Source organism: Glutamicibacter sp. BS14, from assembly GCF_056934375.1.
Map to the genome: position 1 here is coordinate 2,362,775 of NZ_CM167801.1, position 24,592 is coordinate 2,387,366.

The window sequence follows — 24,592 nt, forward strand, 5'->3', positions numbered from 1 at the left end:
GGGCAGAGTATTGAACACTGCGATGCCAGGAGGGCAACGATGACGCACCAGCTCAACGAGGAGCTTGAACAGGTCCTAGCTGATGGCGATTTCTATTTCGAAGCACTCGGTGAAGGCCGCTATCGCTCGTCGTGGCATTCCCAAGGTGCGTGGAATCCCCATGAGCAGCACATGGGTCCCGCCTCTGGAATCTTGGCCTACGCCTTGGAAAATTTCCAGCCTCGTGAAGACATGCGCATCGCACGGATCAGCTATGAGATCCATGGCCTTATTCACGCCGGAGAATTCGAGATCTCAACGCGAATGGTCCGTCCCGGCCGGACGATCGAATTGATCGAGGCCGAAATGACGGCCAAGGGCCGCACCAGCATCGTTGCGCGCGCGTGGCGGGTGATTACGGGTGACACCAGTGCTGTTGCAGGGGCTGAAGACAAGGAAATCCCAGGCCCAGAGGCCTGCGCGGTGCGCGAAATCAGTGAGCAGTGGCCCGGCGGCTACATCAAATCCATCGAGATGCGCGCCAATGATGAGCTGCGGCCGGGTCGAGGTTTTGCGTGGATGCGTACTCCTTATGACCTCGTCGACACAGGAGATGCCACAGCGTTGTCCAGCTTGGTGGGAATGATCGACACGGCAAACGGTGTGGTGCCGCGCGTGGATCCGGGTGAAGGAACCTGGATCTACCCGAACGTGGATCTGCAGATCCACATGTACCGCAAGCCCGAGGGCAAGTGGCTGGGCCTGGATGTCCAGCAGAGCTTCGGCACAGACGGCATCGGCCTGACCTCAACGGTATTGCACGATGAAGCAGGCCCTTTCGGCCGTGCTGAACAGATCCTGACGGTCCGTTCGCGCTAGCTCGATGCGCCGGTTGAAAGCTTGGCCAGCAGCTTCTTGAGCTCTGGCTTGGACTTCAGCGTGAACTGGCGCTGGCGGTACTTTTCCCGGTCTGCACCGTGGGCCCGGAAAAGTGCATAGCCGCGCTTGACCAAGAACAGGACCGGTTTCCGGCGCTGTGCTACATCGCGCACGAACCGTCGAAGAGCAGTTACCAATGCAGGTTCGTCGACGTAATACGCTTGGACGTTAATGCCCTTGGCGCGCAGCGGATCAAGGATTTCGTAGAGGAAGATGCCTTCGGCGACAATCGGCCCGTCTGCGCAAGCGATTTCACGATGCCCGTTGTAGCTCGAGGTCGTGATCGAGTAGTTGGGGACCAGAGTGGTACCGTGGTGGAGCAAATCATCGATAGCCTGCAGTGCGGCTTCCTGATTCCAGGTAGCCGAATTGTCCCAATCGATTTCGCCGTAATCGGTACGGGGGAAATCAACGGGATTCCCGTCTTCGCTGATCTGGCGGTAGAACTCGTCCAGCGGCAGGTGGGGTCGGCCGAATTTCGACGCGAGATAGGACTTGCCGGAGCCGGACGGTCCGCCGATCAGGATGACAGGGGTAGAAGAATTTGGCACGCCTTCTATTATGGCCCAGAAACCTCGGCCATCGGCAATCGGATGCTGTGACATCTACTCCGCCTGGAGCGAATTGCTGAATTAGACTCAGATTTATGAGTTTGTGGAACCCCCAGTCAGATGCGCCGTTATCTGTGGAAATCGAAAATCCTACCGGAGACCCGGCTGCTGACCTAGAACGTGGAGTGCAACTGCTGCGCAGCGTCCAATCTGGCGAAAGCGGCGCGCTGCTACGGCTCTATCGTCCGGACCCGACCCTGGCCTTCGGCCAGCGCGATGTGCGGCTAGAGGGCTATGAGGCGGCTCGTGACGTAGCGCAGCAGCAAGGCTTTGCTCCTTTGGTGCGCAAAGCTGGAGGCCGGGCCGCCGCGTATCACCGGGGTACATTGATCGTTGATCATATTGAGCCCGAAGCCGAGGCGGTGATGCGCCAGCAGAATCGCTTCGAGGTCTTCGCGCGGGTGTATGCCAACGCTTTCCAGCGCCTTGGCGTGAATGCGCAAGTCGGGCCAATCCCGGGGGAGTATTGCCCGGGAGATCATTCGGTGCATGGCCTCCCTGATGGGAAATCGCCGCGCAACTATCCAGTGAAGCTGGCAGGCACAGCTCAGCGTGTGGTTTCCGGGGCATGGCTGTTCTCTTCGGTCTTTGTTGTCGAGGATTCCGCGCCATTGCGGCAAGTCCTCGATGGGGTCTACCAAGCAATGGGCATTCCAATGGATCCCACGACGGTAGGTGCGGCTAATGATCTGCTCGCCGCTGTCACCACCGAAGCATTTATTTCAGCGCTGTTCGACGAATATAGCGAGCACGCCACGCTGCAAGGCATCTAGCACAGCTTAAAAAAGAATCGGCACCCGATGCGGGTGCCGATTTTGGTTCGCGGCCGGATCTAGGCGCCGACTCGCTCAACAACCTCGTCAATGCGCGGGTTGGTGGCTGCGGTGCCGTCCGGGAAGATCAGGGTTGGCACGGTTTGGTTGCCGTTGTTGAACGCCTCGACGATCTCTGCGGTGCCTTCGACTTCTTCGATATTCACCTCGGTGTATGCGACACCCTTCTGGTCCATCAGGCGCTTGAGGTTGCGGCAGTAGCCGCACCAGCTGGTGGTGAACATGGTGACTCCGCCGGCAGCGGGAACGTACTGGTCAAGGTTCAATTCGTTGCTCATACATGGTGTAACGGCAATGATGTTTACTTTGTTCCCGGAGGGGTAGAAAAAGTTCGCTGGATTCTTTTGCTCCGCTCGCTAGACTGGGGAGCAGATTTTCCTTGATGCCGGTTCTAAGGGGTAGGCGATGTGCGGACGATATGTGATGGCCAAAGCCATCGGCGATCTGGTGGCAGAGGCCGAGGCGGAAGCGGACGCCAATCTGGAACTGCGCCAGTCCTGGAACGTTGCTCCGACTACCGACGTGCCGGTTGTGCTCGAGCGGCTGATCGACGATGAGCTGCACCGCCAGATCCATGTAGCACGGTGGGGGCTGGTGCCAGGATGGGCCAAGGAGCTGGCGGTCGGGGTGCGCGCCTTCAATGCGCGCAGCGAGACGGCCAGCACCAAGCCGACCTTCCGTTCGGCGGTGAAGAAGCGCCGTGCCGTCGTCCCGGTGGAAGGGTATTACGAATGGATAAAGGAAGGCAGCAAAAAGCGCCCCTTCTACGTGCATCGCGAGGATGGAAAGCTGATCTTCTTCGCCGGCCTCTACGAATGGTGGAAGGACCAGGACGGGTCCTGGATTCTTTCCACCTCGATCATGACCATGGATTCACCTTCGGCGGAAGAGCCCGGGGTGCTCGGCGAACTTGCGGGCCTGCATGATCGCCTGCCCATTCCGTTGGGCAAGGAGATGATGGGCCGGTGGATGAACCCTGCCGAGGAAGACGGTGAAGGGCTGATCGAGCAGATTCGCGCCGAAGCTTTCGATGTGGCTTCCCAATGGACCATGCATGAGGTCGATACCGCTGTTGGCAATGTGCGCAATAATTCGCCGGAGCTGATTGCGGCGCACAGCAACTCGCTGTTTTAGCCGCGGATGGCTGAGCCGCTGGGCTTGGACCCGAGCCGGAACCCCAGGTAGCTGCTGGCCAGCAGGGTTCCTGCCACAAGTCCCAGCTCGCCCATGACGTGGGCTGCGCTGTCAGGAACGAATGCTGCTTCGCTCAGCGGAGCATAGGCGAACCAGCCGAAGGTTCGAACCTGGTTGTAGTCCCATAGCAGTGCTCCGATGCCACCTGCTGCCAACAACAGCCCGGCGATCAGGAACCAGGCCTTGAACCGAGCGAGCTGGCGAAGCGATAAGCCGCCGGCAACCCCCCAGCGCGCCAACGCCGAGCAAAGCCAGCACCCAACCGAGAACTTCGGCGGGACCCGGGCCGAAGTAGGTTTCAGAGTCTTCGACCAGCGGTACATAGGATCCAGAGTAGAAAACTACTTCTTGTTGACTGTCCCACCACAGCACGACGATGCCGACGATGATGAATACTGCTGCGCCCAGGAATAAGGCAGTGGCGGACTTGTAGCGTTTATCTGAAGGCATGTATTTAATCTTGCCATCACCAGATGTTTTGCGCATCAACTTTAAACACGAGCGGCAGCCGGCTCTAAAGGCCTGCTGCCGCTCGATGCGTGGTGCTTAGTGACCGCGCTTGATCCATTCATCCAGGTTCGGCGCTTCTGCACCGATGGAGGTGGCATCGCCGTGGCCGGTATTGACCACGGTTTCAGCTGGCAGGACCAGCAGCTTGGTGCGGATCGACTCGACGATCGTCTCGAAGCTGGAGTAGCTGCGACCGGTAGCCCCCGGGCCGCCGTTGAACAGGGTGTCACCGCTGAACAGTACACCGAGGTCTTCAGCGTAGAAGCAGGTTGAGCCCGGAGAGTGCCCCGGGGTGTGCAGGGCGGTCAGCGTGGTGCCGGCGATGGTGAATGAATCGCCTTCGCTGATTTCTGCGTCCACATCGCGCTCGGGGTAGACAGCTTCCCAGAGCATGCGGTCTTCCGGGTTCAAGAACAGCGGTGCATCCACGGCGTCGGCGAATTCGCCAGCCGCACGGATGTGGTCATCGTGCCCGTGGGTAAGCAGCACGGCCATGACTTCTCGATCGCCCACAGCTTCGCGGATCTTGGCAACATCATGTGCCGGGTCGATGACCATCACCTCGGAATCATCGCCGACGATCCAGACGTTGTTATCGACATCCCACGTCCCGCCATCCAGGGAGAAGGTGCCGGAAGTGACGACGTTCTCGATGCGGGCGGCCACTAGAGCTCCACCACCGAACGAAGCACGGTGCCTTCATGCATCTTGGTGAACGCTTCTTCGATTTCATCGATCGTGATGCGTTCGGTGACAAAGGCATCCAGATCCAGGCGGCCGAGCTTGTACTGCTCGACGAGCATCGGGAAGTCGTGGCTTGGCAGGCAGTCGCCGTACCACGAGCTCTTCAGCGAGCCGCCGCGGCCGAAGACATCGAGCAGCGGCAGCTCGAGCTTCATCTCCGGAGTTGGCACGCCTACCAATACGACGCGGCCAGCAAGATCGCGGGCGTAGAAGGCCTGCTTGTAGGTTTCGGGGCGGCCCACCGCGTCGATGACGACGTCGGCGCCGAAGCCGCCGGTCAGCGCCTGGATGGCTTCCACGGCGTCGACCTTGGAGGAATCCACGGTGTGGGTGGCGCCGAACTTCTTGGCGCCTTCCAGCTTGTCCGGGTTCACGTCCACCGCGATGATGGTGGTTGCGCCGGCCAGCTGCGCGCCGGCGATGGCAGCAGCGCCGACGCCACCGCAACCGATCACTGCGACGGACTCGCCGCGCTTGATCTCGCCGGTATTGATCGCTGCCCCGATGCCGGCCATGACACCGCAACCGAGCAGGCCTACTGCGGCCGGGTCGGCTTCTTCATCCACGATGGTGCACTGGCCGGAGTGGACCAGGGTCTTTTCGGCGAAGGACCCGATGCCCAGCGCCGGGGAAAGCTCGGTGCCATCTTCCAGGGTCATCTTCTGGGTGGCATTGAAGGTGTTGAAGCAGTACTTCGGCTCGCCCTTGGCGCAAGCGCGGCACTGGCCGCAGACTGCACGCCAGTTCAGGATCACGCGGTCGCCGACCTTGACGTTGGTGACGTTCTCGCCGATCTGGCTGACTACTGCGGTGGACTCGTGGCCCAGCAGGTACGGGTACTCGTCGCCAATTCCGCCGAGCTTGTAGTGCAGGTCGGTGTGGCAGACACCGGTGGTGAGCACATCGACAACTACTTCTCCGGGACCCGGATCCGGAACGATGATATCGACGACCTCTACGGGTGCGTCCTTGACGCGGGAAATAACGGCTTTGACCTTATGGGACATGGGATTTAGCTCCTGGAACGATTGGCTAGTGCTCTCTCGATGCTATCGGTGTCTCAGGTGCTAATCGAGCATTCGAGACACAATGACGCAGGCAGTTTCGCGCAGAGCCAATTCGACGGTGTTCCAAACGGTTTAATTGAGAGGCGTTTTGGGTTCTTCTTAATTAGCGGCGATCAGGTCGCACCGCTCCGAATGCCACCCCTAACGAACCCGAGGCAGCTATGAAATACTGCTCATATGGCAGGCAAAGGGAACACGGCAAAGCTTCATCACTACGTTCCGCAGGCGTATCTTCGGGGGTTTGCTAACGACAAGGGACGAATCAGCGTCGTACCCTTCGATGATTCCCGAAAGACTTTCGTTTCGTCCGTGAAAAATGTGGCTGCGCAGTCGCATTTTTACACGATTGACGGGCTGTCAGAACCCGACGAGTTCGAGAAAGCACTGAGCCGGATCGAGCACGACGCGACCATCATTCTCAGGAACTTCGAGACTGGTATGTTCCCGCCTTCAGAGGCTGACCGTCAGACACTCTCGTTCTACATGGCTTTGCAATGTGTTCGTGGTCCGGACACTCGTAAGACGATGGACTACATTCACGCGAAGATGATCAGGGTCGAGGTTGGGGCTGGCGGTCGAAGGTACGTGGCCAGCTGGATCAAGAAAAACTTCGGACTCGACCCGACTCCCGAGCAGGAAGATTATATCTGGGAAGCAGTCACGCAGCCGGGAGGCCCACCAATCGTTTTCCCAAACCAAACCCATATTGAGCACATGGTAGAAACTGCCGAAGAGCTAACATCGTACATGGAATGCCGCCCATGGACCCTCGTGCAGTTTGACCGGCGCTCCCTCATCACTTCGGATGCTCCGATAAGTTTGATTCCCAATCCCGACCACGAACAATGGCAGGGGGTGGGGTTTGCAACTGCATGGGGGATCACGTTTCCAATCTCTCGGAAGCTGGGGCTACTCATGTGTGATCCGGGAGTATTACTTAAGGGTCTAACGCCACAGAACCCAGACGTTCAGGAGATCAGGACTTCAATCCTTCGAGGGACGTATGATCAGCAGCAACCGGGCACTACATCTATGGAGAAGCTTTTCAACGAGCGTTCGGTGGGGTCAGCGAGCGAATATGTCTATCACCATCCGGATGATGCACAATTCGTTCCAGATAATCTTCCTGAACCAAACCTCGTAAAGATGAGAGTAAATGGATTCACGGACGCTGAGTTCGACGGTGAGCCGTGGTTTGGACAGTAGGAAGAATAGGCAAATTGCGTCGAAGGTTTCTGTTGATTCATAAATGATCTCGAAGGTGTTGATCCTGCCAAGGATACTTACCGTTGGCGTAATTACCGGAAGGTTGCCAGTCGCCCAAAATTGAATGCCTCAGATTCAGCATAATTCCTACTGAGGAGTCAGTACGTCCAGATACTGAACGGTTGGATTTAGGGTGCGTACACATCGCGCCTGTCGCTAGAGAGATTATGATCATGACAAATCTCTAGGCCCGAATCATGCCACTGAGCTCACTGGAAGCCTACGGCATTCGTGAGTCTGGCGAATCTAGGAAGTTGATTTGCTCATATTTCGGATGATGTTCGAGGAGAAACAATGCGGGATAACTTAGTTTTAGGGCAACGAATTTGGGATATCTTGCGGAGTATCCCGACTTCCGAAGCAATTCGCTATGTAGCAGAGTATCAAGAGGAGGACGCCGAGGGTAGGCCACGGTTTACCGGGCGATGCTTCGAATTACTCGGTGGTACAGGGCAAGTTCCGATGCGTCTGACCGCAGAGGATCTTCTCTCGGTGTCATTCCTTTCGGTTGATGTCCCAGCCTCTGCTGCATGGCAGTTGCTCACCCGGCTAGACGCTACGGTATCTTCCTTGCTAGTGAAGATACCCACGGAGCTGACGATCGAGAACGAGGACTGCGATTACGAATTCACTTTTGGAGCCCAATCGGCACTGCAGCAGCTGTGGGAATTAGTCCGACACGGGACCGACTTCAAGGGAAAAAAGTGGGGAATTGGTCCTACCATCGCAAGCAAGATCCTTGCTCGCAAACGCCCAAATTTGGTTCCAGTGCAAGATGAAGTGGTTATGCGGATACTTGGTATACGGGACAAGGACTATTGGCGGGCTTGGTGGGAAGCCATGCACCTAGACGTCGAGGGCCGCCGGCCTGTTGTCGATTTTGCGAATAGTATTCGTAGTGAATCGGGTGCAGCCCATTTGTCCTTGCTGAGGACACTGGATATCGTCCTCTGGCGGGCTGGTCGCGAACGTTGCTAGGTCAACCAATGCCAACCTTGCTTTCATTTCTTCACGATTTTTCTGGTCTGCTTCTCGCAAAGCTTTAAGGTACCGGCCGCGGCAATAAGGGGTGGGTTACCGTTCAGATCGTCGAGCAGTGATTCGTCCGCTTTTGGCACCAACGCAGCTTACCGTTGAGACGGACGATACGGTCTGTGTCTGCCCAACACCTGTCCACAGAAAGTCTTGGTCGGGCGCTCGCGACGATGAGCTTCAGGTGGCTTTGTTGCAGTTAGAGCGCAGACTTACCTGTGTTAGGACAAATGAACCCGCTGCGAGTATCGGTGGTGTTTATTGGTGGCGTCGAGCGCGGTAGTAAAGCGCCGATGTCGATCTAACCAGCTGCCACTGATATCTTCGAACTGGTGCCAGAGAATCCACGTCGTCGCTAGTCCTTGACGTCATCCTGGGTGATCTCGCCGTTCAACACGGCCTGTACCTCTTTCTCAAGCGCGGGGTTTCCCTGTTCTCCTAGTTCGTTCATGAAGAGTATCGCCTCTTGCTTTAGATGTTCGTGACCTGAAGCAACCGCTCTCGCGATGACCATTGGCACAGCATTTTCGCTTAAAACCCAGAACCGCGTGCTGGCGTCCTCTCGATTCGTGAGGAGACGCCGGACCACCTGGAACGCCCCGCTGGGGTCTACATCGGCGGAGCTTGCGATTTGCTTGCTGATCATGTGCGATTCATGGGCGAGTTCCGGGGCGAGGTCCAGTCCTTCCTTTAAACGAGGCAACCACCAGGAGACATCGAATTTGTCGCTTGAAACAAACCAATAGAACTCGAGTAATTCTTGGTGGTCCTCAGGGTGTTCGCGGACATGCTTCATTCTCGTATCCCAGAGGTCAGCAAGCCGATCGCGAATCACGTCATCAACCGATTCGGCATTTTCGAACGTCCAGGCGATATGCCCGACAGCAGCTCCGCGGATCTTAGGTTCCGCGGTTGCAAAAAACTCTGCTGCAACCGAATCACTCAGCGTCTTGTGACCGAAGATTATCGCGTCTATTACCCACTCTCCGATTCGTTGCAACGGGTCGGAATGGCTATTTTGCCATCCTGTGACGAGGGGCTGTGTTGACCGAATGGCCGCGATCATGGACGGCGCCAATGAGTCGTAGAGCGCACTGCTGTAGTAATGGACTGCCATCGCAGTCGTTAGTACGATTTGCTGATTTCGTGTAATTCCGTCAGTTGATCCAATCAGCGCTCCGAGACGGGGCTTGATCCAATCTGGAACGACGGAGAGCAAATGCCCAAGCCTTTCACCAATGACAGCTCGCGATGCACCCTTACTGTCCGGACGCGTTATTTCCCTCTCGAACGCTTCACGTGCGGCTTCGTACCAAGATGCATTTGGGCCGTGGAGCATCAAATTGAGCAGGCCCCGTACTCGAATCGGCCATTGCCAATTGATCGAGAGGGTGAGCGGATCCATGCCGTGCTCTGGTGAGATCGAGTCATACTCGGTCCAGGCGCTTTGGTCGTTGGCATTGATAAGCAGGTCGGCAAAACGCCGTCTTTCCTCAGCCGGCATGGATGAGGCTTTTCGTTCCTTGACGAGTTCTTCGAGCAGGCCGACAGCGGCTTTCTTCGCTCCGCGATAGTCAACGTCGTCATCCCATCTTCCGCCCTCCACCGGGAATGAAGAGGCGTCGCTGTGCATGAGGATCCCCTTGACGAGATTGATTGACTGATGCCAGTCAATATCGATGTCTGCCTTTACAGAAGCTTCCCAACCCTCCAAAATCGCTCGCAGATATGTAGGTCGTAACCTGTCTACTAGGTCATCGATGCCTTCCAGCGCCTTTGGGCTAGTGGCTATAAAAGCCGAAAGCTCCCGGGCTTGGCCCTCGTGTGACGGACCTGGATCCCAACCATCGCCGACATCATGCCAACTCTCGAGATGCGCAGCTAGTTCTGCAGAACTCATAACAGACATTTCGTCTGTGGACATCGGACTGTTGGGTCCGCTCCAACTCGAATGTAGAACCTCAGGTAAAAGCGGCGACTCAATAGCGCCGAATCGTGCGTCAAGCTCTAAGAGGATGGGCTTCAGAGCCGTAGGCAGCGCGTCACTGCCGACTGCAGAGAGCCACTGATGTTTCCATGTATCCAGCACTGCTGCGACACGTTCTTGGAGCTCATCGGGAGTGTCTTCCTCATCCCGGCGCAGGCGCTCGCGTAACTGGTCTATTTCCATTTGCGGTCCAGTTGCGATGAAACTTATGAGCGGCTCTAGCGCGGCGGGTGAGTACTTTGCGACTTGCCGTGCTAGCTCGCCGAACTGGATCCTGCAAGAGTCTTCGCGAAACTCGCTATCAGCTAAAAGCTCAGCAGCGATAGCCAGCAGATTGTGATTCTCAGTTGGGGTCCGATCTCTATTTCCTCCGAGTGCTTCTGATACCGCAGAGAGGGTGATCTTGCGCGTCAGAACCATGCGGCTCTTGCTCAGAGTCGCCTTTGCTACTCGCGGGTCAGAAATCATCGACTTGGTAGCCAAGTCGAAAACCGCATCGATGAGGGACTGCTCGGCGGAACGGCGACCAATAGGATGGCGAATCGAGTCGAACGACATAAACGTCCAGTCGTACGTGTCGGTCACACGACCTGAGTGGCGCTCATATTCTTCGAGCCAGGGCAGGACTGCCTTAAGGCCATCGTTGGCGTCGTCGAACGTATCAACCACGCGTGGTAAACCTTCTTGGTACCAGTGCTCCTTGATCGTCAGATTTGGCTTGTGCGGATTCTCGGAGGCGCTAGGGCGGAATATCAAATTGGCCGTCCACTTTCCGACCTTTTGTTGTCCGCCCCGTAGCAGGTTTACGGCTAACGCGACGATTTCACGGGGGTCGCTTCGTCGTCCAAAGCCGTTCTCGTTTAAATTCTTGATCAGAGGCTTTAGCCTGGCGGCCTCATCGGACGGGATTGAGGCACCGATTGAGAATACAGCTCTATGCACCCACGCATTGTTGCTGCCATTAAGTTTAACGAGAATATCCACCACGGTCTTTGGTGTCTTTGGTGCCACCCGCTTTAAGTAATCAATCTCAGGCCAGTAAAAATCTCGGATAAGACCATCGTCTGTCATCTCTGGCTCCGGCGGGTTATCAAACATCCCCGCTTTAGCCAGAGGCTCCACCCACAGAGGATTCTTCAGCCCATCAAAGAAGGCCTGACGAAGTTGAGGCGTGAGAATTCGGCGCAAGGCCTCTTTTACTTGCGTGTCAGTTGGTGGTTTGAAGTTTGGCATTACGAGTCCCCATCGTCGACGGCATTGATCTCAGCGAGGAGGTCCTCCAACGCATGCAGGTTCTCGAAAAACAAGGAACTCCGCACTTCGATTACGTCCTCCACCACCCGCATGTGCGCCAGCAGGGTTTCGTCATTCGGTAGTGGCCTCTGCCGGTCATGGTTACGGTCCAAATGGGTCCAGCCCACAAAGAATTCATACGCCTTTGTCCACTGTTCGATTACTGGGTGCTTGGTGTGAGGCACTCCCGTCACCAGCGCCGCTGCGTTGGCGCGGTTGCGTGCTTCCTCTTTCGATGCTGTGTTCATCAATGAGGTAAGAACCAGCGCAACCGCTCGGGGAACGGGCACAAGATCTTGATCGAGCGCGAGGTCAGCGTCAGGGTGCGCCGCCAATAGCTCTGGGAGTTGTCTCAGCAGAGTCGCCGAGGAGGGAACAGGACGCGGGATTGAGAATTCAGACATGACTGCAGGGAGCCCGATCATTAGCTCGCGCATGCAGTGGCAAATGATCGAAATCCTCGCAGCCTCCCGAGGTGGAATCGCTTTCGCGGCGAGAATGTCCAAGGCAGTGCCATATAAACCTGCCAATTTTTCGTTACGGTTCTGCAGCGCGTCAACCACATGCGTTTGACGGTCATCCAGCTTGGCTTCATTTGCCACTATCCGCGGTCTCCATTGTGTAGCCCGAAAAAGTCCTGGTTAGTTACGACACTTCCGTGCATGTTATTCGAATCGTGTCAGGTCAACTTAGACGGACCCATGCGCTGCCTGTCCTTGGCTATTTCAACCATCGCTTCGTGCACTCCTTCGCACTTGGGAGGCATGCGTTGGTTCTTCTGGTAGTGCCCTTAGCTTAGCAAAGAGCAACGACGCTACCGGCTACCGGGAATGCGAAGCGTAATGCCAGACCTGTAGATTTCTGCCGGATAGATTCTCGCTTCCATACTTTAGAGCACATGTAGTGAAGGTGCGCTTCAGCGCTCCACCACCCGATCTATTCGTGGGGTACCCCACCGTGAATCCATCTCCGCCTGCCAAGGAGTGTTAGGACGTTCATCGAGAGCACTATCTTTGAAATTGGGGAGGGCAAGGCATGTTTCAGGATGCAGTCTTTGGTTTAGCTGTCCATGCGTGCATATAGGTCCAAACGCGATTGGGAAAGTGTTCCGATGTCGGGCTTGCCCTTGCTCCAACCGTGAAAGTGATTAGCCCAAACTGTCGGTGCGCCTGACTAGTGTAACTGTCATTCGAATACGTGTTCGAATAGAATGGTTCTACTAGGTAAGGAGTGCACACGTGGGGATGTTCACCGAGTCAATCGAGGTTGCCCGTGCGGCGAACGGAATGCCGTTGCGCGTGAGGTGGCAGGGGCAGGACTATCGCCTGGTTGCCGAGCCTCAACGCTGGTTCGAGCGCCGCAAATGGTGGGACGAAAACCTGCGGATTCCGCGTGGAATCGGCGCAGGAATGGCTGACTATGAGATGTGGCTGCTGCAGCTGGTTGCGGTGCGCGGACCCCAGCAGGTGCACAGCGTCGACGTGAGCTTTGATCCGCAAACCGAACGCTGGCGGCTGGTGCGTGTGTATGACTCCCTGGCCCGCAGCGCCTAGGCTGACGGCAGGGGAACATATCTTCGAAGGGCTGCAATGAGCTTCACCCATTTGAACGTCAGTTCTTCCTATAGCGCCCACTACGGGGTGTCACACCCGCGCGCCCTGGCGCAAGCAGCCAAAGCGCACGGCGCGCAGATGCTGGCGCTGACCGACCGGGACGGGCTATATGGCGCGGTCAAGCACGTGGCGGCCTGCATGGCTGAAGGGCTGGCGCCGATCCTCGGAGTCAACCTCGCGGTGCTCGATGCCTCCGGGGAAACCCTTGGAAGAATCACCCTGCTGGCCCGCGGAGGCTGCGCAGGAGCTGGCTACGCGGCATTATGCCGGGCAATTACCCTCGCGCACGGCACGGCTCATGGCGTTCCCGGACTGAGCGCCCGGCAGATTGCGGAACTAGGCCGAAGCAGCAACCTGATAATCCTGCTCGGCGGCGAATCCGATGTGGCCAGAGCGATCCTCAAGGGAAAATACACCCAAGCGCGCACCCTCATGGGCGACTGGAAAAACCGGGTGGGAAAGATGCTGCGAGTGGAAATCACCACGCACCTGTCCAGTCCTGGATCGCGCTACAGCCTCGGTGAAGCAGCCCGCTTGCTGCGGTACGCCCAAGAGCGGGGGATCAAGGCCGTGCTCACCAATGCCGTACGCTACGTAGACCCCGACGGGGCGGTCACCGCAGACATCCTGGACTCAGCGCGCGCCCTGCATAGCCTGAAGAACCTGGACTCCTGCCAACCCAATGGCCAAGGGTGGCTGAAAACCCCGCAAGAGATGCGCCAGCTGGCCAAAGAGATCGGCCAAGCCACCGAAAAAAGCTGGGCGCAACAGCTTTTGCGGGAAACTGAAGCGCTCGCCGAATGGGCGGCGGCAGACCCGGTAGCCGATCTCGGATGGAAGAAGCCGGTGATCCCCGAAGCGAAGATCATCGGCCTGCACCGTCCGGCCATGCAAGAACTCACCGAGCGAGTCCATGCAGCGGTGCCTGGGCTCTTGCCGCACGCCAATCCCAGCCTCATTGAAAGACAGCTGGCTCTGGAACTCGGGGTGATCGACCGGCTGGACTTCGCCGGGTATTTCCTGACCGTCGCCGAAACCGTCAAGCTGATCACCGGCATGGGAATCCGCGTGGCAGCCCGCGGCTCCGGTGCTTCCTCGCTGGTGAACTACCTGCTGGGCATCAGCCAGGTGAACCCGCTGGCCCACGACCTGGTGTTCGAACGCTTCCTCTCCGATACCCGCACCACCCTGCCGGATATCGACATCGACGTGGAATCCGCACGCCGCCACGAGATCTACCGCGAGATCTTCTCCAGCTTCGGGGAAGAGCGCGTCAGCCTGATGAGCATGCAGAACGCCTACCGTGCGCGCGGCGCGGTCCGTGATGCAGGAGCCGCCCTCGGGGTAGAGCAGGAACAGGTAGATGAGATCGCGAAGCAACTCTGGCGCTTCTCCGCATCCTCTTTCCGCGAAGCGCTCACCGAGAAGCCGGAGCTGGCCGCATTGGCAGAACGCATTACCGATGACACCCAGCTCGATATCCTCATCGACGCTACCGAGCGCCTCGACCGGCTGCCTCGCCATATCTCCATGCACCCCTGCGGGGTGATCCTCTCCGACGCGAGCCTGCTGGACCGCACCCCGGTCCAGCCCTCGGGCATCGGACTGCAGATGAGCCAGTTCGACAAGCACGACATGGACCTGATGGGCTTGATCAAGCTCGACGTGCTCGGTGTGCGCATGCAATCGGCCATCGCCTACACGCTCGAGGAGATCGCCCGCATGCACCCGGATAAGCAAGCGGCCGCCCGCGCCGGAGGGCACGCCGACGACAGCTATATCTCCGCTACCGGAGCGATAGACCTGTCCAGGGTGCCACTGGATGACGAACCCACTTTCGAATTGATCCGCTCCACCCATACGCTGGGCTGCTTCCAGATCGAATCCCCGGGGCAGCGCGAACTGATCGGCAAGCTCGCGCCCCGCGAATTCAACGACCTGATCATCGATATTTCCCTGTTCCGCCCGGGTCCCATGCAGTCGAATATGGTCAAGCCCTACCTGGAGCACCGCCACGGATTCGCCCCTGCCCAATACCTGCACGAGGATCTGATTCCGGCGCTCGCCGAAACCCACGGGGTGACCGTCTTCCATGAACAGGTGCTGCGCATGCTTGATGTGCTCACCGGATGCGGATTGGGCATGGCCGATGTCTACCGGCGCCTGCTGGGCAACCCGGAGAAGGAACCAGCCGTAGAGAAGTATGTGCGCGCCGAGGCGGCCAAACGCGGTTATAGCCAGGAAACCATTGACCAAGTCTGGGAGGTGCTCTCCGGCTTCGGCTCCTTCGGCTTCTGCAAGGCCCACGGGGCTGCCTTTGCCGTACCTACCTACCACTCGGCCTGGCTCAAGGCGCACCACCCCGAAGCTTTCCTTGCCGGGATCTGGGAGCACGACCCGGGCATGTACCCCAAGCGGCTGCTGGTCTCCGAAGCACGCAGAATGGGCGTTCCCATCCTCCCGCTGGATATCAACCGATCCACCGGGCACTACCGAGTCGAACGAATATTCGAATCCGCTCCAGCGAAGGTTCCTGTGGTGCCCCGCGCACCCAGCTCGCTGCGCCCTGGGCGCTATGGAATCCGCCTGGCCTTCCGCGACATCCACCAGATGAGCGAACGCGAAGTGCAACGCCTGGTCGCAGGCCAGCCCTATGAGCACCTCGCCGATGTCCGCGCCCGCGCAGGACTCTCGCGACGCACCTACCAGAACCTTGCAGCGCTCGGAGTGTTCGATTCCCTATTGTCCGGGACCTCCCGTGCCGACACGATCGCCCACACGCAATCCATGGCGCACAGCTCCCTTCCGGCCAAATACCGGCCGGGACCCGGACAACTTGCCCTGGATCTGGGGCAGATCGAATATATCGACCAGACCGGCAAAGCACTGGATCCCGCGGAAGTAGTACGTACCGAATTGGACCTCATGCATCTGGACGCCAGCGAGCATCTGATCACCTCGTACCGCCAACGGCTGGCGCACCTGCCCATTACGCAGGCAGCCGAGCTGCTGCACCTGCGCAACGGAACCGAAGTTCTGGTCGCCGGGGTACGGGTGGCCACTCAGACTCCTCCCATGCGCGGAGGCAAGCGTGTGGTCTTCATTTCCGTGGATGATGGGACTGGCTGCATCGACGCCACCTTCTTCGATGACACGCAGCAGCGCACAGCGCCCTTGCTCTTCTCCACACGCATGCTGCTCATCCACGGGGTCACACGCCGTACCGGACCGCGCGGCATCTCCCTCCAAGCGCTGAACGCCTGGGACCTGCATCAGCCGGAGACCCTGCCTGCTGCAGGCTACCTCGCGGAGCTCACCCGGCCGCAACCAAGCTATCGGCCAAACCTCGGCGAGGGAGCACGCAAGATCGAAAGTGTCGGGGAACTTGCCAAACGGATGGAAGCTGAAGGCCTGGACCAGAGAGGGGCCTGATGAGCTAGTTCGCTGACAGGGTTTACCTAACAGATACATCGGGTCCAATAGGAGAGATACCTGATGTGAGGGGAGAACGGGCGTAAGCGCAGATGATTGGTGGCTCACTGCAGGTGCACTATCCCAAACAGTTTGGAACGTGCTCGAAGGCAAAGATCCGCAAAGAGGAATTCGTGACTACGACTTCATCTACTTCGATGAAGATACGTCCTGGGAGGCCGAAGATGCGCTCATTCGTGGAGCCAAAGTCCTCTTCAAGGGCATGGACGCAGAAATCGAAGTACGCAACGGAGCATGCGTCCAACTTTGGTACGAAGAGCCCTTTGGGGCGCCGGCTATTCCATTCCTCAGCGTTAAGGACGCCATCGACCATTTCGCAGCGAAGACCTGCTGCTTTGCAGGCACTAGTGATGAGCCTGGGCAAATTAGTACCTATGAACCCTGGCCTGAACGGGAACCATCAAGGAAGATCACTGAAAACTGATAATTCTCAAACCGAGGAAACATGCCCATCGGCGTCGACGACAAATGACGGGTTGTGCACAAAATCCCAGCGGAAGCCATCCGGATCAGCCACACAGGCACTCTTGCCGCCCCACGGCTGCACCGTCGGTTCGGTGACAGAAGTCGCTCCCGCATCCAGCGCTCGCCGGTAGTGTCGGTCCACTTCTGCGTCAGAGTGCACGTTGTGTCCCAGTGAGATCGGTGGCGCCAGCTGGCTGTGCCCGACGTCGCCGTACTCGCTGGGCATCTGCTTCACATCCCAGAGGGCGAGCATCAAGCCATAGCCGGCACGGACAAAAGCGATTTCCGGGTGAGCTGGCTGGACCAGCTCAAACCCCAGGCCCTCGGTGTAGAACTTCGTGGAAGCACCGACATCGCGCACTCCGAGGGTAATGGCACTGATGACAGGTGGGGCCGGTTTGTTCATATTACTAGGGTAGGAGGGGTTGAAAATGAAAGCCATGGGTTTGCGGATCTTCCAAGACTTTTCCTGCCTCCTTATAGATAGATCCATTGCTCGTTGCGCAGCGCTTGATACCTCGCCTGGGCAATTGCATCGTCGGCTTGGTGCGTCAATGCAGAAGCATGGCGGTATCTTTTTTCGCTGCTGAAGATTCGCTTCCGGGCTGATCGCTTGAGCCGGAAATCGCTGGGCGACGTGGGATCGGAATTCACTTTGGATACTCCTATTCGGTGGAGGCCGCTGGGGCGGGGGATTGTTGAGGGGCGGATGCGCTGGTGAGTTCGGGCGATGCCGCCATCCAATGCTCAGGACGGGGTATGCGCCGTACCTGCGGTGAGAGCCAGGCCAAGACTGCTGCTAAGGAAACGAATGCCCCGAAAAATATCAGCGTTGGTCCCATGCCGACCGATTCCAGACCAAATCCGGTAAGCAGCGGAGATAAGGGCAAAGCGGCCAGTGCCATAAAGGTGATTAGGGAATTAGCGCGCCCAGACATTTGCTTCGGAATGGAGGCCATGAAGTATCCACCCACCGCAGCGTTGAGAGCTGGAACGCTGAGGAAGCTGATCATCAGCATGGTCCCCATCCAGAGCAGGTTCGTATTAAACCCGATGAGCAGCATGGCTACACCCAAAATGGTGAGACAGGTGCAGGTCAGTAAACCACTGCGGAATTTATCGATGAGCTTCGTTGCGACCAACGATCCGAGCAGCATTCCAGCGCCCATGAAGGTAGAAGTTAACCCGATAACCCAGGGTTCTTCGGAACGCTGTTGAAGTCCGTAGATCAGCGTTGTCATCAGCCCGTTGACGCCGATGTTGACGACCGTAATCAAAATCAGCAGAGCGCGCAGCTGTGGCCGGGAAAAGCACCAGTGCATGCCTGCCAGAATTCCGTGGGCCACTTCCTCTTCGGAATCATTGCTGGTGCCATTGGAATCTTGCCCAGATAGCTTGGCTGCCCGCAATGGACGACGCAGTGCAAATCCACTGGCCGCAGCGATCAGATTCAGGACACTGACGATGAGCAGGGCAATGCCACCGCCTAATCCCAGAAGCACGCCGCCCAGGGGAGCGGAGCCGAGCATCAGCACCGAGTCGCGGCCTTGATTCGCCGCCATCGCGCGGCCGAGCTGTTTGGGGTGTACAAGATCCTTTAGGGCGGCATTAGTTGTCGACCCAAAGTACCCGCCGCGCAGTTCCATAAGGATGTGGGCAAGGCATAAGGAGGCAACCGGCAGTGAACCGACGCTGCTGCCCAGGGCCATGGCTGCCGTGATTGCAGCACCGGCGAAACTTCCTATGAGAATCATCCGAGCCTTGTCGGTACGATCCGCCATGGCTCCGCCGGCCAAAATTACGCTCGCCCGTGCTGCCATTCCCACTGCGGCCAGGGTTCCGGCCAAAACCGGGGACCCCGTAGCGGACAGCAAGATCAAAGGAAAGATGAACCCGTAAATACTGCCCGACAGCAAAGCCGTTGAGTCCGCCAGCAGCCACATCCGGTAGTTGCGCTGCACGCGCAAAGGCGGCAAAGGCTCCGTGATAATCGCTGTGGTGCCTGATGGATCGTTGGCCTGGATGCTGGTCATGGCACCAACTATAGATTCGCAAATAAAGTTGCGCAATAGAATTTGCGCAACTTTATTTGTGGGATTGCTATGCTGTGCTTATGAGCAACCATGAGCCACCGGTCACATTCACCACCCCCATGCTCAAGGCCATCGCAAACCCCTTGCGTCGGCAAATCCTTGACGCGCTTTCGGCAATGGAAACCGCACGCGCGGCAGACCTCGCGCAGGCTCTTGGCGTACCCGCGAACAAGGTCAGTTTCCATCTGCGTGAGCTGGCCAAAGCCGACATGATCGTTGAAGTTCCGGAACTGGCGCGCGATAGGCGTGACCGCGTATGGAAACCTGCGGCTCGCGGCTATACGACCGGCAAAGTGGGAGAGCGCCCGGAGGACCAGACCGGGACGGCCATGGATGCCTACCTCAGCCAAGTGGTCCATGACGAGCAACGCCGCCTGCAAGCGACGCTTCGGCATGCAGAAAGGCACTATCGCGGCGAAGAGCCCGGGGAGATTAAAGCGCAGATGCAAACGAGCAACCTGATGCTTACCCAAGATGAATGCGACGAACTCATGCGCCGCATGGAAGAAGTGATTCCGGCTTTCCGCGAGGATCTGAAAAACGGCAAAGTCACCAGTTCGCAGCCCGCGGGCGATCGTGAAATCTGGCATGTCATGAGCCTGTTCAACGCAGATTCGCTGTTGAACGAGTCACAAGAGGGCGATCAATCTTCGTAAAACCCGAGGTAAACGCACGCTGAGGTGGGGTCCTGAACTAAACTGGATTCTGGCTGGCTGTGGCCAAGGTATGCCACAAGCTATGAAGCCATCACAGATTGAAAGGTAGAACCCGATCTCATGAGCGAGCAGCTGACTCTCACCATTGACGGCGAGCAGGTACAGGTGGACGCGGGAACGACCGGTCTGCAGCATTTTGCCAACGATAAAGACGTGGTTGTCATGCACGTCGATGGCGTATTGCGCGACCTGGCCCGCGAACTGGAAGCCGGAACCACTGTCACCCGCGTAACCATCAATGATCCAGAAGGATTGGAGGTGCTGCGCCACTCGACCGCCCACGTGATGGCCCAGGCTGTGCAGCAGCTGCGCCCGGACTCCAAGCTGGGAATCGGCCCCTACATCACCGACGGTTTCTACTTCGACTTCGATGTCGAGGACCCATTCACCCCAGAAGACTTGAAGCAGCTGGAAAAGATGATGCAGAAGATCATCAACCAGAACCAGCTCTTTGTCCGCCGCGAAGTTTCCCCGGAGGAAGCCAAGGCTGAAATGGCCAACGAGCCATACAAGTGCGAGCTGTTGGCCAAGGCCGACTCCGCCGACACTTCCGGCGAAGGCGTCACCGTTGAGGTGGCCGCTGGCGAAACCACCATCTACGACAACGTGGACCGCAAGTCCGGCGACACTGTCTGGAAGGACCTGTGCCGCGGACCGCACCTGCCGAACACCAAGCTGATCAAGAACGCCTACGCGCTGACTCGCTCGGCTGCCGCCTACTGGCTGGGCAGCGAGAAGAACAAGCAGCTGCAGCGCATCTACGGCACCGCATGGCCAACCAAGGACGACCTGAAGGCCTACCAGGAGCGCCTGGCCGAAGCTGAGCGCCGCGACCACCGCAAGCTCGGTGCCGAACTGGACCTGTTCTCGTTCCCCGATGAGCTGGGCTCGGGCCTGCCGGTGTTCCACCCCAAGGGCGGCATCATCAAGCGCGAGATGGAAGACTACGTGCGCGACCGCCACGTCGAAGAAGGCTTCCAGTACGTGGGCACCCCGCACATCTCCAAGGATGGGCTGTTCCACACCTCGGGCCACCTGCCGTACTACGCGGACACCATGTTCCCTGCGCTGCACATCGATGAAGAGCGCGATGAAGATGGCAACATCACCAAGCAGGGCCAGGAATACCGCCTGAAGGCCATGAACTGCCCGATGCACAACCTGATCTTCCGCGGCCGCGGACGTTCATACCGTGAATTGCCGCTGCGCCTATTCGAATTCGGCCACGTCTACCGCTACGAGAAGTCCGGCGTGGTCCACGGCCTGACCCGCGTGCGCGGTTTCTCCCAGGACGACAGCCACTCCTACGTCACCAAGGAGCAGGCACCGGCCGAGGTTGAGCACCTGCTGAACTTCATGCTCTCGCTGTTGCGCGACTTCGGCATGGACGACTTCTACCTGGAGCTGTCCACCCGTGATCCGGAGTCGGACAAGTTCATCGGCTCGGATGAGCAGTGGGATGAAGCTACGGCCGTGCTGGAGCGCGTCGCCACCGAATCCGGCGTCGAACTGGTTGCCGACCCAGGCGGAGCCGCATTCTACGGTCCGAAGATCTCGGTCCAGGCCAAGGATGCCATCGGCCGTACCTGGCAGATGGGCACCGTGCAGTACGACTTCAACCAGCCAGCGCGCTTCGGTTTGGAGTACCAGGCTGCCGACGGTTCCCGCCAGGAACCAGTGATGATCCACGCTGCGAAGTTCGGTTCCATCGAGCGCTTCCTGGGCGTGCTCACCGAGCACTATGCAGGTGCCTTCCCCGCATGGCTCTCGCCGGTACAGGTTCGCGCGATCCCAGTGGCCGAGGCTTTCAACGACTACCTCGGTGAAGTTGTTGCCAAGCTCAAGGCGCAGGGTGTCCGCGTGGAACTGGATGACTCGACGGATCGCTTCCCGAAGAAGATCCGCAACGCGTCCAAGGACAAGGTTCCATTCGTGCTCATCGCCGGCGGCGAAGATGCCGATGCAAACGCCGTGTCCTTCCGCTTCCGCGATGGCAGCCAGGAGAACCAGGTTCCAGTCGACGATGCGGTAGCCCGCATCGTTGAAGCCATCAAGAGCCGCGACAACAACAACTAGTTCTGATAGGGAGTCCACCAAGCATGCAGGAACAAGCAGACCGGTCCGTCACCGACGACTTTGAACTCGCCGGAGTGCCGGATTCGTTCCAGCGCCTGTGGACTCCCTACCGGATGGCTTATATCAAGGGCGGGCAGGACCAGGTCAAGGATGAGGCCAGTTGCCCATTCTGCGCCGGTCCTGGGCGTACCGACGAAGAAGCGCTGATCGTGCACCGTGGCAAAACCTGCTACGTGATCCTGAATCTGTTCCCGTACAACCCGGGCCACCTGCTCGTGTGCCCGTACCGCCATGTGCCCAACTACACCGATATCACGGTGGAGGAAACGGCAGAAATGGCAGCGCTGGCGCAGCAGTCAATGCGCGTGCTGCGCAAGGTCTCCAACCCCGCCGGTTTCAACCTGGGCATGAACCAGGGCGAAGCCGGGGGAGCAGGCATCGCCGCGCACCTGCATCAGCACATCGTGCCGCGCTGGAACGGGGATGGGAACTTCTTCCCTATCATCGCGCAGACCAAGGCGATCCCGCAGACCTTGTCCGAGGTTCGCAGTGCCATTGCCGAAGCGTGGGACAGCGAAACCCCGAACTAGGCAATAGCTGGTACTTGGGCCCGAGAGAACATGAAAATGTTCTGTCGGGCCCAACGTCATTTAATGCAAAAGCCACGATGTTGGCCTGCTGCAATGCAAGACCAAATAGACTGTTGCGGCATGTTGGAGCAACTTCTTCCTGAAATGAGCATCGTTGAATTTTCCCAGGTCCCCTGAACCAATCGGCACCATCGAAGAAATCCGCGACTGGATTATTAGTGGATCCGAGCATGAAATGCGTTTCGCCATCCAAGGTGCAGCCCGCTACTCAATCGGCAAGATTGATCAGCTGCTCGAAGACCTGAGCTACGAGCATGATGCCAACTGCGACAGGTTCCTGCGCGGTTGGCTCGATACCCTGGATCCGCTGGAACGGCTCGCGGCGGCTGTGGCCACCGAGCACCACTACCAATTGAGCCTAGTTGCGATCTCGCAAGCGGCGGACCGGGCATTGGTGCAGGTGATGGAGTCAGTTAAACCGGCAATCGAGGACCTTGCCAAAAATTTTGAATCCGTCCATCAGCGTGCCAGCGACCCGGACCCCTCCTACACCAAACACTTCACTCCGCGATTGCTGGCATATGCGCAGCAATTGCGCTCCGTAGCCGAAGATATCAACGGCGACGTTCCGCTGGTGCAATTTATGTCTGAGGAAGTGGCGCGCATTGAAGCAGCTAATCCTGAAGGCTACGGTCAGCCAGCAAAATATCAAGTGTCGGATGCAATAGCGTCACGCCAAATATTCACCGGCAAAAAGCACTCTGACTAGTTGTTTAGTAGAGATTGCCAATGTTACGCACTAACTCGTAACTGGTGGATAAATCTACTATCTGCCAATTATGACGCAACACGCGAGGTAATAAAGCAAAGCGATCCTACGATTACTGGCGTACCACCTCGCTTATATCCCCGAAATTCTGGGGCAAAAACGAGTCACCGCAGTGTCGAAAGGAACCCCTCCTCACCATGTCTACGAACAACCAGAACTCCGTCGTCGGTTCGGACCGCGTCAAGCGCGGCATGGCCGAAATGCTCAAGGGCGGCGTCATCATGGACGTAGTCACCCCAGAGCAGGCACGCATCGCTGAAGATGCAGGTGCCGTGGCCGTCATGGCTCTGGAGCGCGTTCCTGCGGACATCCGTGCCCAGGGCGGCGTCTCGCGCATGAGCGACCCGGACATGATCGACGGCATCATCGCCGAGGTCTCCATCCCGGTAATGGCCAAGGCGCGCATCGGCCACTTTGTCGAGGCGCAGATCCTGCAGTCCCTCGGCGTCGACTACATCGACGAGTCCGAGGTCCTTTCGCCAGCAGACTACGAGAACCACATCGATAAGTGGCCTTTTACCGTTCCATTCGTTTGCGGTGCCACCAACCTCGGTGAGGCATTGCGCCGAATCAACGAAGGTGCCGCAATGATCCGCTCGAAGGGCGAAGCCGGCACCGGCGATGTTTCGAACGCCACCGGGCACATGCGCAAGATCCGTGCAGAGATCGCCAAGCTGGCCGCATTGCCGGAAGATGAGCTGTACGTGGCCGCTAAGGAGCTGCAGGCACCGTATGAGCTGGTCAAGGAAATCGCGCAGACCGGCAAGCTGCCGGTAGTGCTGTTCACCGCTGGCGGCATCGCCACCCCGGCCGACGCTGCGATGATGATGCAGCTGGGCGCCGACGGCGTGTTCGTCGGCTCGGGCATCTTCAAGTCCGGCAACCCGGTGCAGCGCGCCGAGGCCATCGTGAAGGCAACCACCTTCTTCGACAACCCGGACGAGCTGGCCAAGATCTCCCGCGGTCTGGGTGAAGCAATGGTCGGCATCAACGTCGCCGACGTGCCAGTGCCTCACCGCCTTTCGGAGCGTGGCTGGTAAGCCTTGAAGTATCAGACAATTCGGGCCCACGTCACCGAGAATTTGGTGGCGTGGGTCTTTGTTTTTAGAGGTCGATTTGGGGCTGGTGCCGTGGACTAAGATTGAGAAGTGCTCCGTCACGGCCAGAGTTGGAGACCACAACCATACGATAGAGGTCATGACGTTGGGCAAGATTGAGCGCGGCGCGGATGGCCTTGACACCTCGCATGTTAATGGATGTAAC

General features: G+C 58.2%; 21 protein-coding genes and 1 pseudogene. 13 read left to right on the plus strand and 9 right to left on the minus strand.

The genetic code is table 11. The annotated features are described in order from the left end of the window. Nucleotides 1-39: 39 nt before the first annotated feature. Nucleotides 40-858, plus strand: coding sequence for a thioesterase family protein (locus AC1Z36_RS11215; RefSeq protein ID WP_483561256.1), 819 nt, complete (start codon nt 40-42; stop codon nt 856-858). Here AC1Z36_RS11215 and AC1Z36_RS11220 read toward each other — a convergent pair. Beyond that, complete coding sequence (locus AC1Z36_RS11220; RefSeq protein WP_105661392.1) at nt 855-1,469, minus strand: uridine kinase family protein; 615 nt, start codon at nt 1,467-1,469, stop codon at nt 855-857. The genes AC1Z36_RS11215 and AC1Z36_RS11220 overlap by 4 nt on opposite strands. Before the next feature lie 95 nt (nt 1,470-1,564). Between AC1Z36_RS11220 and AC1Z36_RS11225 the strand changes: the two genes are divergently transcribed. Further along, nucleotides 1,565-2,302, plus strand: coding sequence for a lipoate--protein ligase family protein (locus AC1Z36_RS11225; RefSeq protein ID WP_483561257.1), 738 nt, complete (start codon nt 1,565-1,567; stop codon nt 2,300-2,302). A 59-nt stretch (nt 2,303-2,361) separates the two neighbouring features. Here the strand turns inward: AC1Z36_RS11225 and AC1Z36_RS11230 are convergent, their stop codons facing one another. Then, the gene (locus tag AC1Z36_RS11230) at nt 2,362-2,640 is read right to left on the minus strand and encodes a glutaredoxin domain-containing protein (protein ID WP_105661390.1); all 279 of its coding nucleotides are present in this window, start codon (nt 2,638-2,640) and stop codon (nt 2,362-2,364) included. Between the two features lie 127 nt (nt 2,641-2,767). Between AC1Z36_RS11230 and AC1Z36_RS11235 the strand changes: the two genes are divergently transcribed. Next, nucleotides 2,768-3,496, plus strand: a complete 729-nt coding sequence (locus tag AC1Z36_RS11235; RefSeq protein WP_105661389.1) for an SOS response-associated peptidase — start codon at nt 2,768-2,770, stop codon at nt 3,494-3,496. Here the strand turns inward: AC1Z36_RS11235 and AC1Z36_RS11240 are convergent. The 3 genes from AC1Z36_RS11240 to AC1Z36_RS11250 all read right to left on the minus strand — a co-directional run bounded on the left by AC1Z36_RS11240 (nt 3,493) and on the right by AC1Z36_RS11250 (nt 5,817). Then, entirely contained in the window at nt 3,493-3,879 is a 387-nt protein-coding gene (locus AC1Z36_RS11240) for a hypothetical protein (RefSeq protein WP_483561258.1), read from the minus strand. The genes AC1Z36_RS11235 and AC1Z36_RS11240 overlap by 4 nt on opposite strands. Nucleotides 3,880-4,102: 223 nt before the next feature. Next, nucleotides 4,103-4,732: an MBL fold metallo-hydrolase gene (locus tag AC1Z36_RS11245; protein WP_105658255.1), complete on the minus strand. Its 630-nt coding sequence runs from the start codon at nt 4,730-4,732 to the stop codon at nt 4,103-4,105. After that, nucleotides 4,732-5,817 carry an S-(hydroxymethyl)mycothiol dehydrogenase gene (locus AC1Z36_RS11250; RefSeq protein WP_105661387.1) on the minus strand — a complete coding sequence of 362 codons (1,086 nt, stop codon included), beginning with the start codon at nt 5,815-5,817 and terminating at the stop codon, nt 4,732-4,734. The genes AC1Z36_RS11245 and AC1Z36_RS11250 overlap by 1 nt, the downstream gene beginning before the upstream one ends. Before the next feature lie 237 nt (nt 5,818-6,054). Here AC1Z36_RS11250 and AC1Z36_RS11255 point away from each other — a divergent pair, with 237 nt between their 5' ends. Together AC1Z36_RS11255 and AC1Z36_RS11260 are read left to right on the plus strand one after the other, a co-directional pair. Further along, nucleotides 6,055-7,083, plus strand: coding sequence for a DUF4238 domain-containing protein (locus tag AC1Z36_RS11255; RefSeq protein WP_105661386.1), 1,029 nt, complete (start codon nt 6,055-6,057; stop codon nt 7,081-7,083). Nucleotides 7,084-7,437: 354 nt separating this feature from the next. Continuing rightward, nucleotides 7,438-8,121, plus strand: coding sequence for a DUF6308 family protein (locus AC1Z36_RS11260; RefSeq protein WP_105661385.1), 684 nt, complete (start codon nt 7,438-7,440; stop codon nt 8,119-8,121). Nucleotides 8,122-8,530: 409 nt separating this feature from the next. On the opposite strand, the gene AC1Z36_RS11265 is transcribed toward AC1Z36_RS11260, so the two are convergent. Together AC1Z36_RS11265 and AC1Z36_RS11270 are read right to left on the minus strand one after the other, a co-directional pair. After that, nucleotides 8,531-11,395, minus strand: a complete 2,865-nt coding sequence (locus AC1Z36_RS11265; protein ID WP_105661384.1) for a hypothetical protein — start codon at nt 11,393-11,395, stop codon at nt 8,531-8,533. Further along, the gene (locus AC1Z36_RS11270) at nt 11,395-12,057 is read right to left on the minus strand and encodes a hypothetical protein (protein ID WP_105661383.1); all 663 of its coding nucleotides are present in this window, start codon (nt 12,055-12,057) and stop codon (nt 11,395-11,397) included. The genes AC1Z36_RS11265 and AC1Z36_RS11270 overlap by 1 nt, the downstream gene beginning before the upstream one ends. A gap of 642 nt (nt 12,058-12,699) precedes the next feature. On the opposite strand from AC1Z36_RS11270, the gene AC1Z36_RS11275 reads away from it, so the two are divergent. The 3 genes and pseudogenes from AC1Z36_RS11275 to AC1Z36_RS11285 all read left to right on the plus strand — a co-directional run. Beyond that, on the plus strand, nt 12,700-13,008 hold the full coding sequence (locus tag AC1Z36_RS11275; RefSeq protein WP_286134558.1) for a hypothetical protein: 309 nt from the start codon (nt 12,700-12,702) through the stop codon (nt 13,006-13,008). A gap of 36 nt (nt 13,009-13,044) precedes the next feature. Next, nucleotides 13,045-16,500, plus strand: coding sequence for a DNA polymerase III subunit alpha (locus AC1Z36_RS11280; protein ID WP_105661381.1), 3,456 nt, complete (start codon nt 13,045-13,047; stop codon nt 16,498-16,500). Between the two features lie 103 nt (nt 16,501-16,603). Further along, nucleotides 16,604-16,984: pseudogene (locus tag AC1Z36_RS11285) on the plus strand (nucleotidyltransferase family protein); the annotation flags it as partial. Nucleotides 16,985-16,990: 6 nt separating this feature from the next. Here AC1Z36_RS11285 and AC1Z36_RS11290 read toward each other — a convergent pair. Together AC1Z36_RS11290 and AC1Z36_RS11295 are read right to left on the minus strand one after the other, a co-directional pair. Then, nucleotides 16,991-17,431, minus strand: a complete 441-nt coding sequence (locus AC1Z36_RS11290) for a VOC family protein (protein ID WP_105658261.1) — start codon at nt 17,429-17,431, stop codon at nt 16,991-16,993. 259 nt (nt 17,432-17,690) lie between these two features. After that, entirely contained in the window at nt 17,691-19,058 is a 1,368-nt protein-coding gene (locus AC1Z36_RS11295) for an MFS transporter (RefSeq protein WP_133833313.1), read from the minus strand. Nucleotides 19,059-19,138: 80 nt separating this feature from the next. Between AC1Z36_RS11295 and AC1Z36_RS11300 the strand changes: the two genes are divergently transcribed. From AC1Z36_RS11300 to pdxS, 5 genes are all read left to right on the plus strand, one after another. Beyond that, the gene (locus AC1Z36_RS11300) at nt 19,139-19,774 is read left to right on the plus strand and encodes a winged helix-turn-helix domain-containing protein (RefSeq protein ID WP_105658263.1); all 636 of its coding nucleotides are present in this window, start codon (nt 19,139-19,141) and stop codon (nt 19,772-19,774) included. 120 nt (nt 19,775-19,894) lie between these two features. Next, nucleotides 19,895-21,910: a threonine--tRNA ligase gene (gene thrS, locus AC1Z36_RS11305; protein ID WP_105658264.1), complete on the plus strand. Its 2,016-nt coding sequence runs from the start codon at nt 19,895-19,897 to the stop codon at nt 21,908-21,910. Between the two features lie 23 nt (nt 21,911-21,933). Continuing rightward, entirely contained in the window at nt 21,934-22,500 is a 567-nt protein-coding gene (locus AC1Z36_RS11310) for an HIT family protein (protein ID WP_105661379.1), read from the plus strand. A 154-nt stretch (nt 22,501-22,654) separates the two neighbouring features. Continuing rightward, entirely contained in the window at nt 22,655-23,269 is a 615-nt protein-coding gene (locus AC1Z36_RS11315) for a hypothetical protein (protein ID WP_483561259.1), read from the plus strand. Nucleotides 23,270-23,466: 197 nt separating this feature from the next. Next, complete coding sequence (gene pdxS / locus AC1Z36_RS11320; protein ID WP_105658267.1) at nt 23,467-24,369, plus strand: pyridoxal 5'-phosphate synthase lyase subunit PdxS; 903 nt, start codon at nt 23,467-23,469, stop codon at nt 24,367-24,369. Nucleotides 24,370-24,592: the final 223 nt, after the last annotated feature.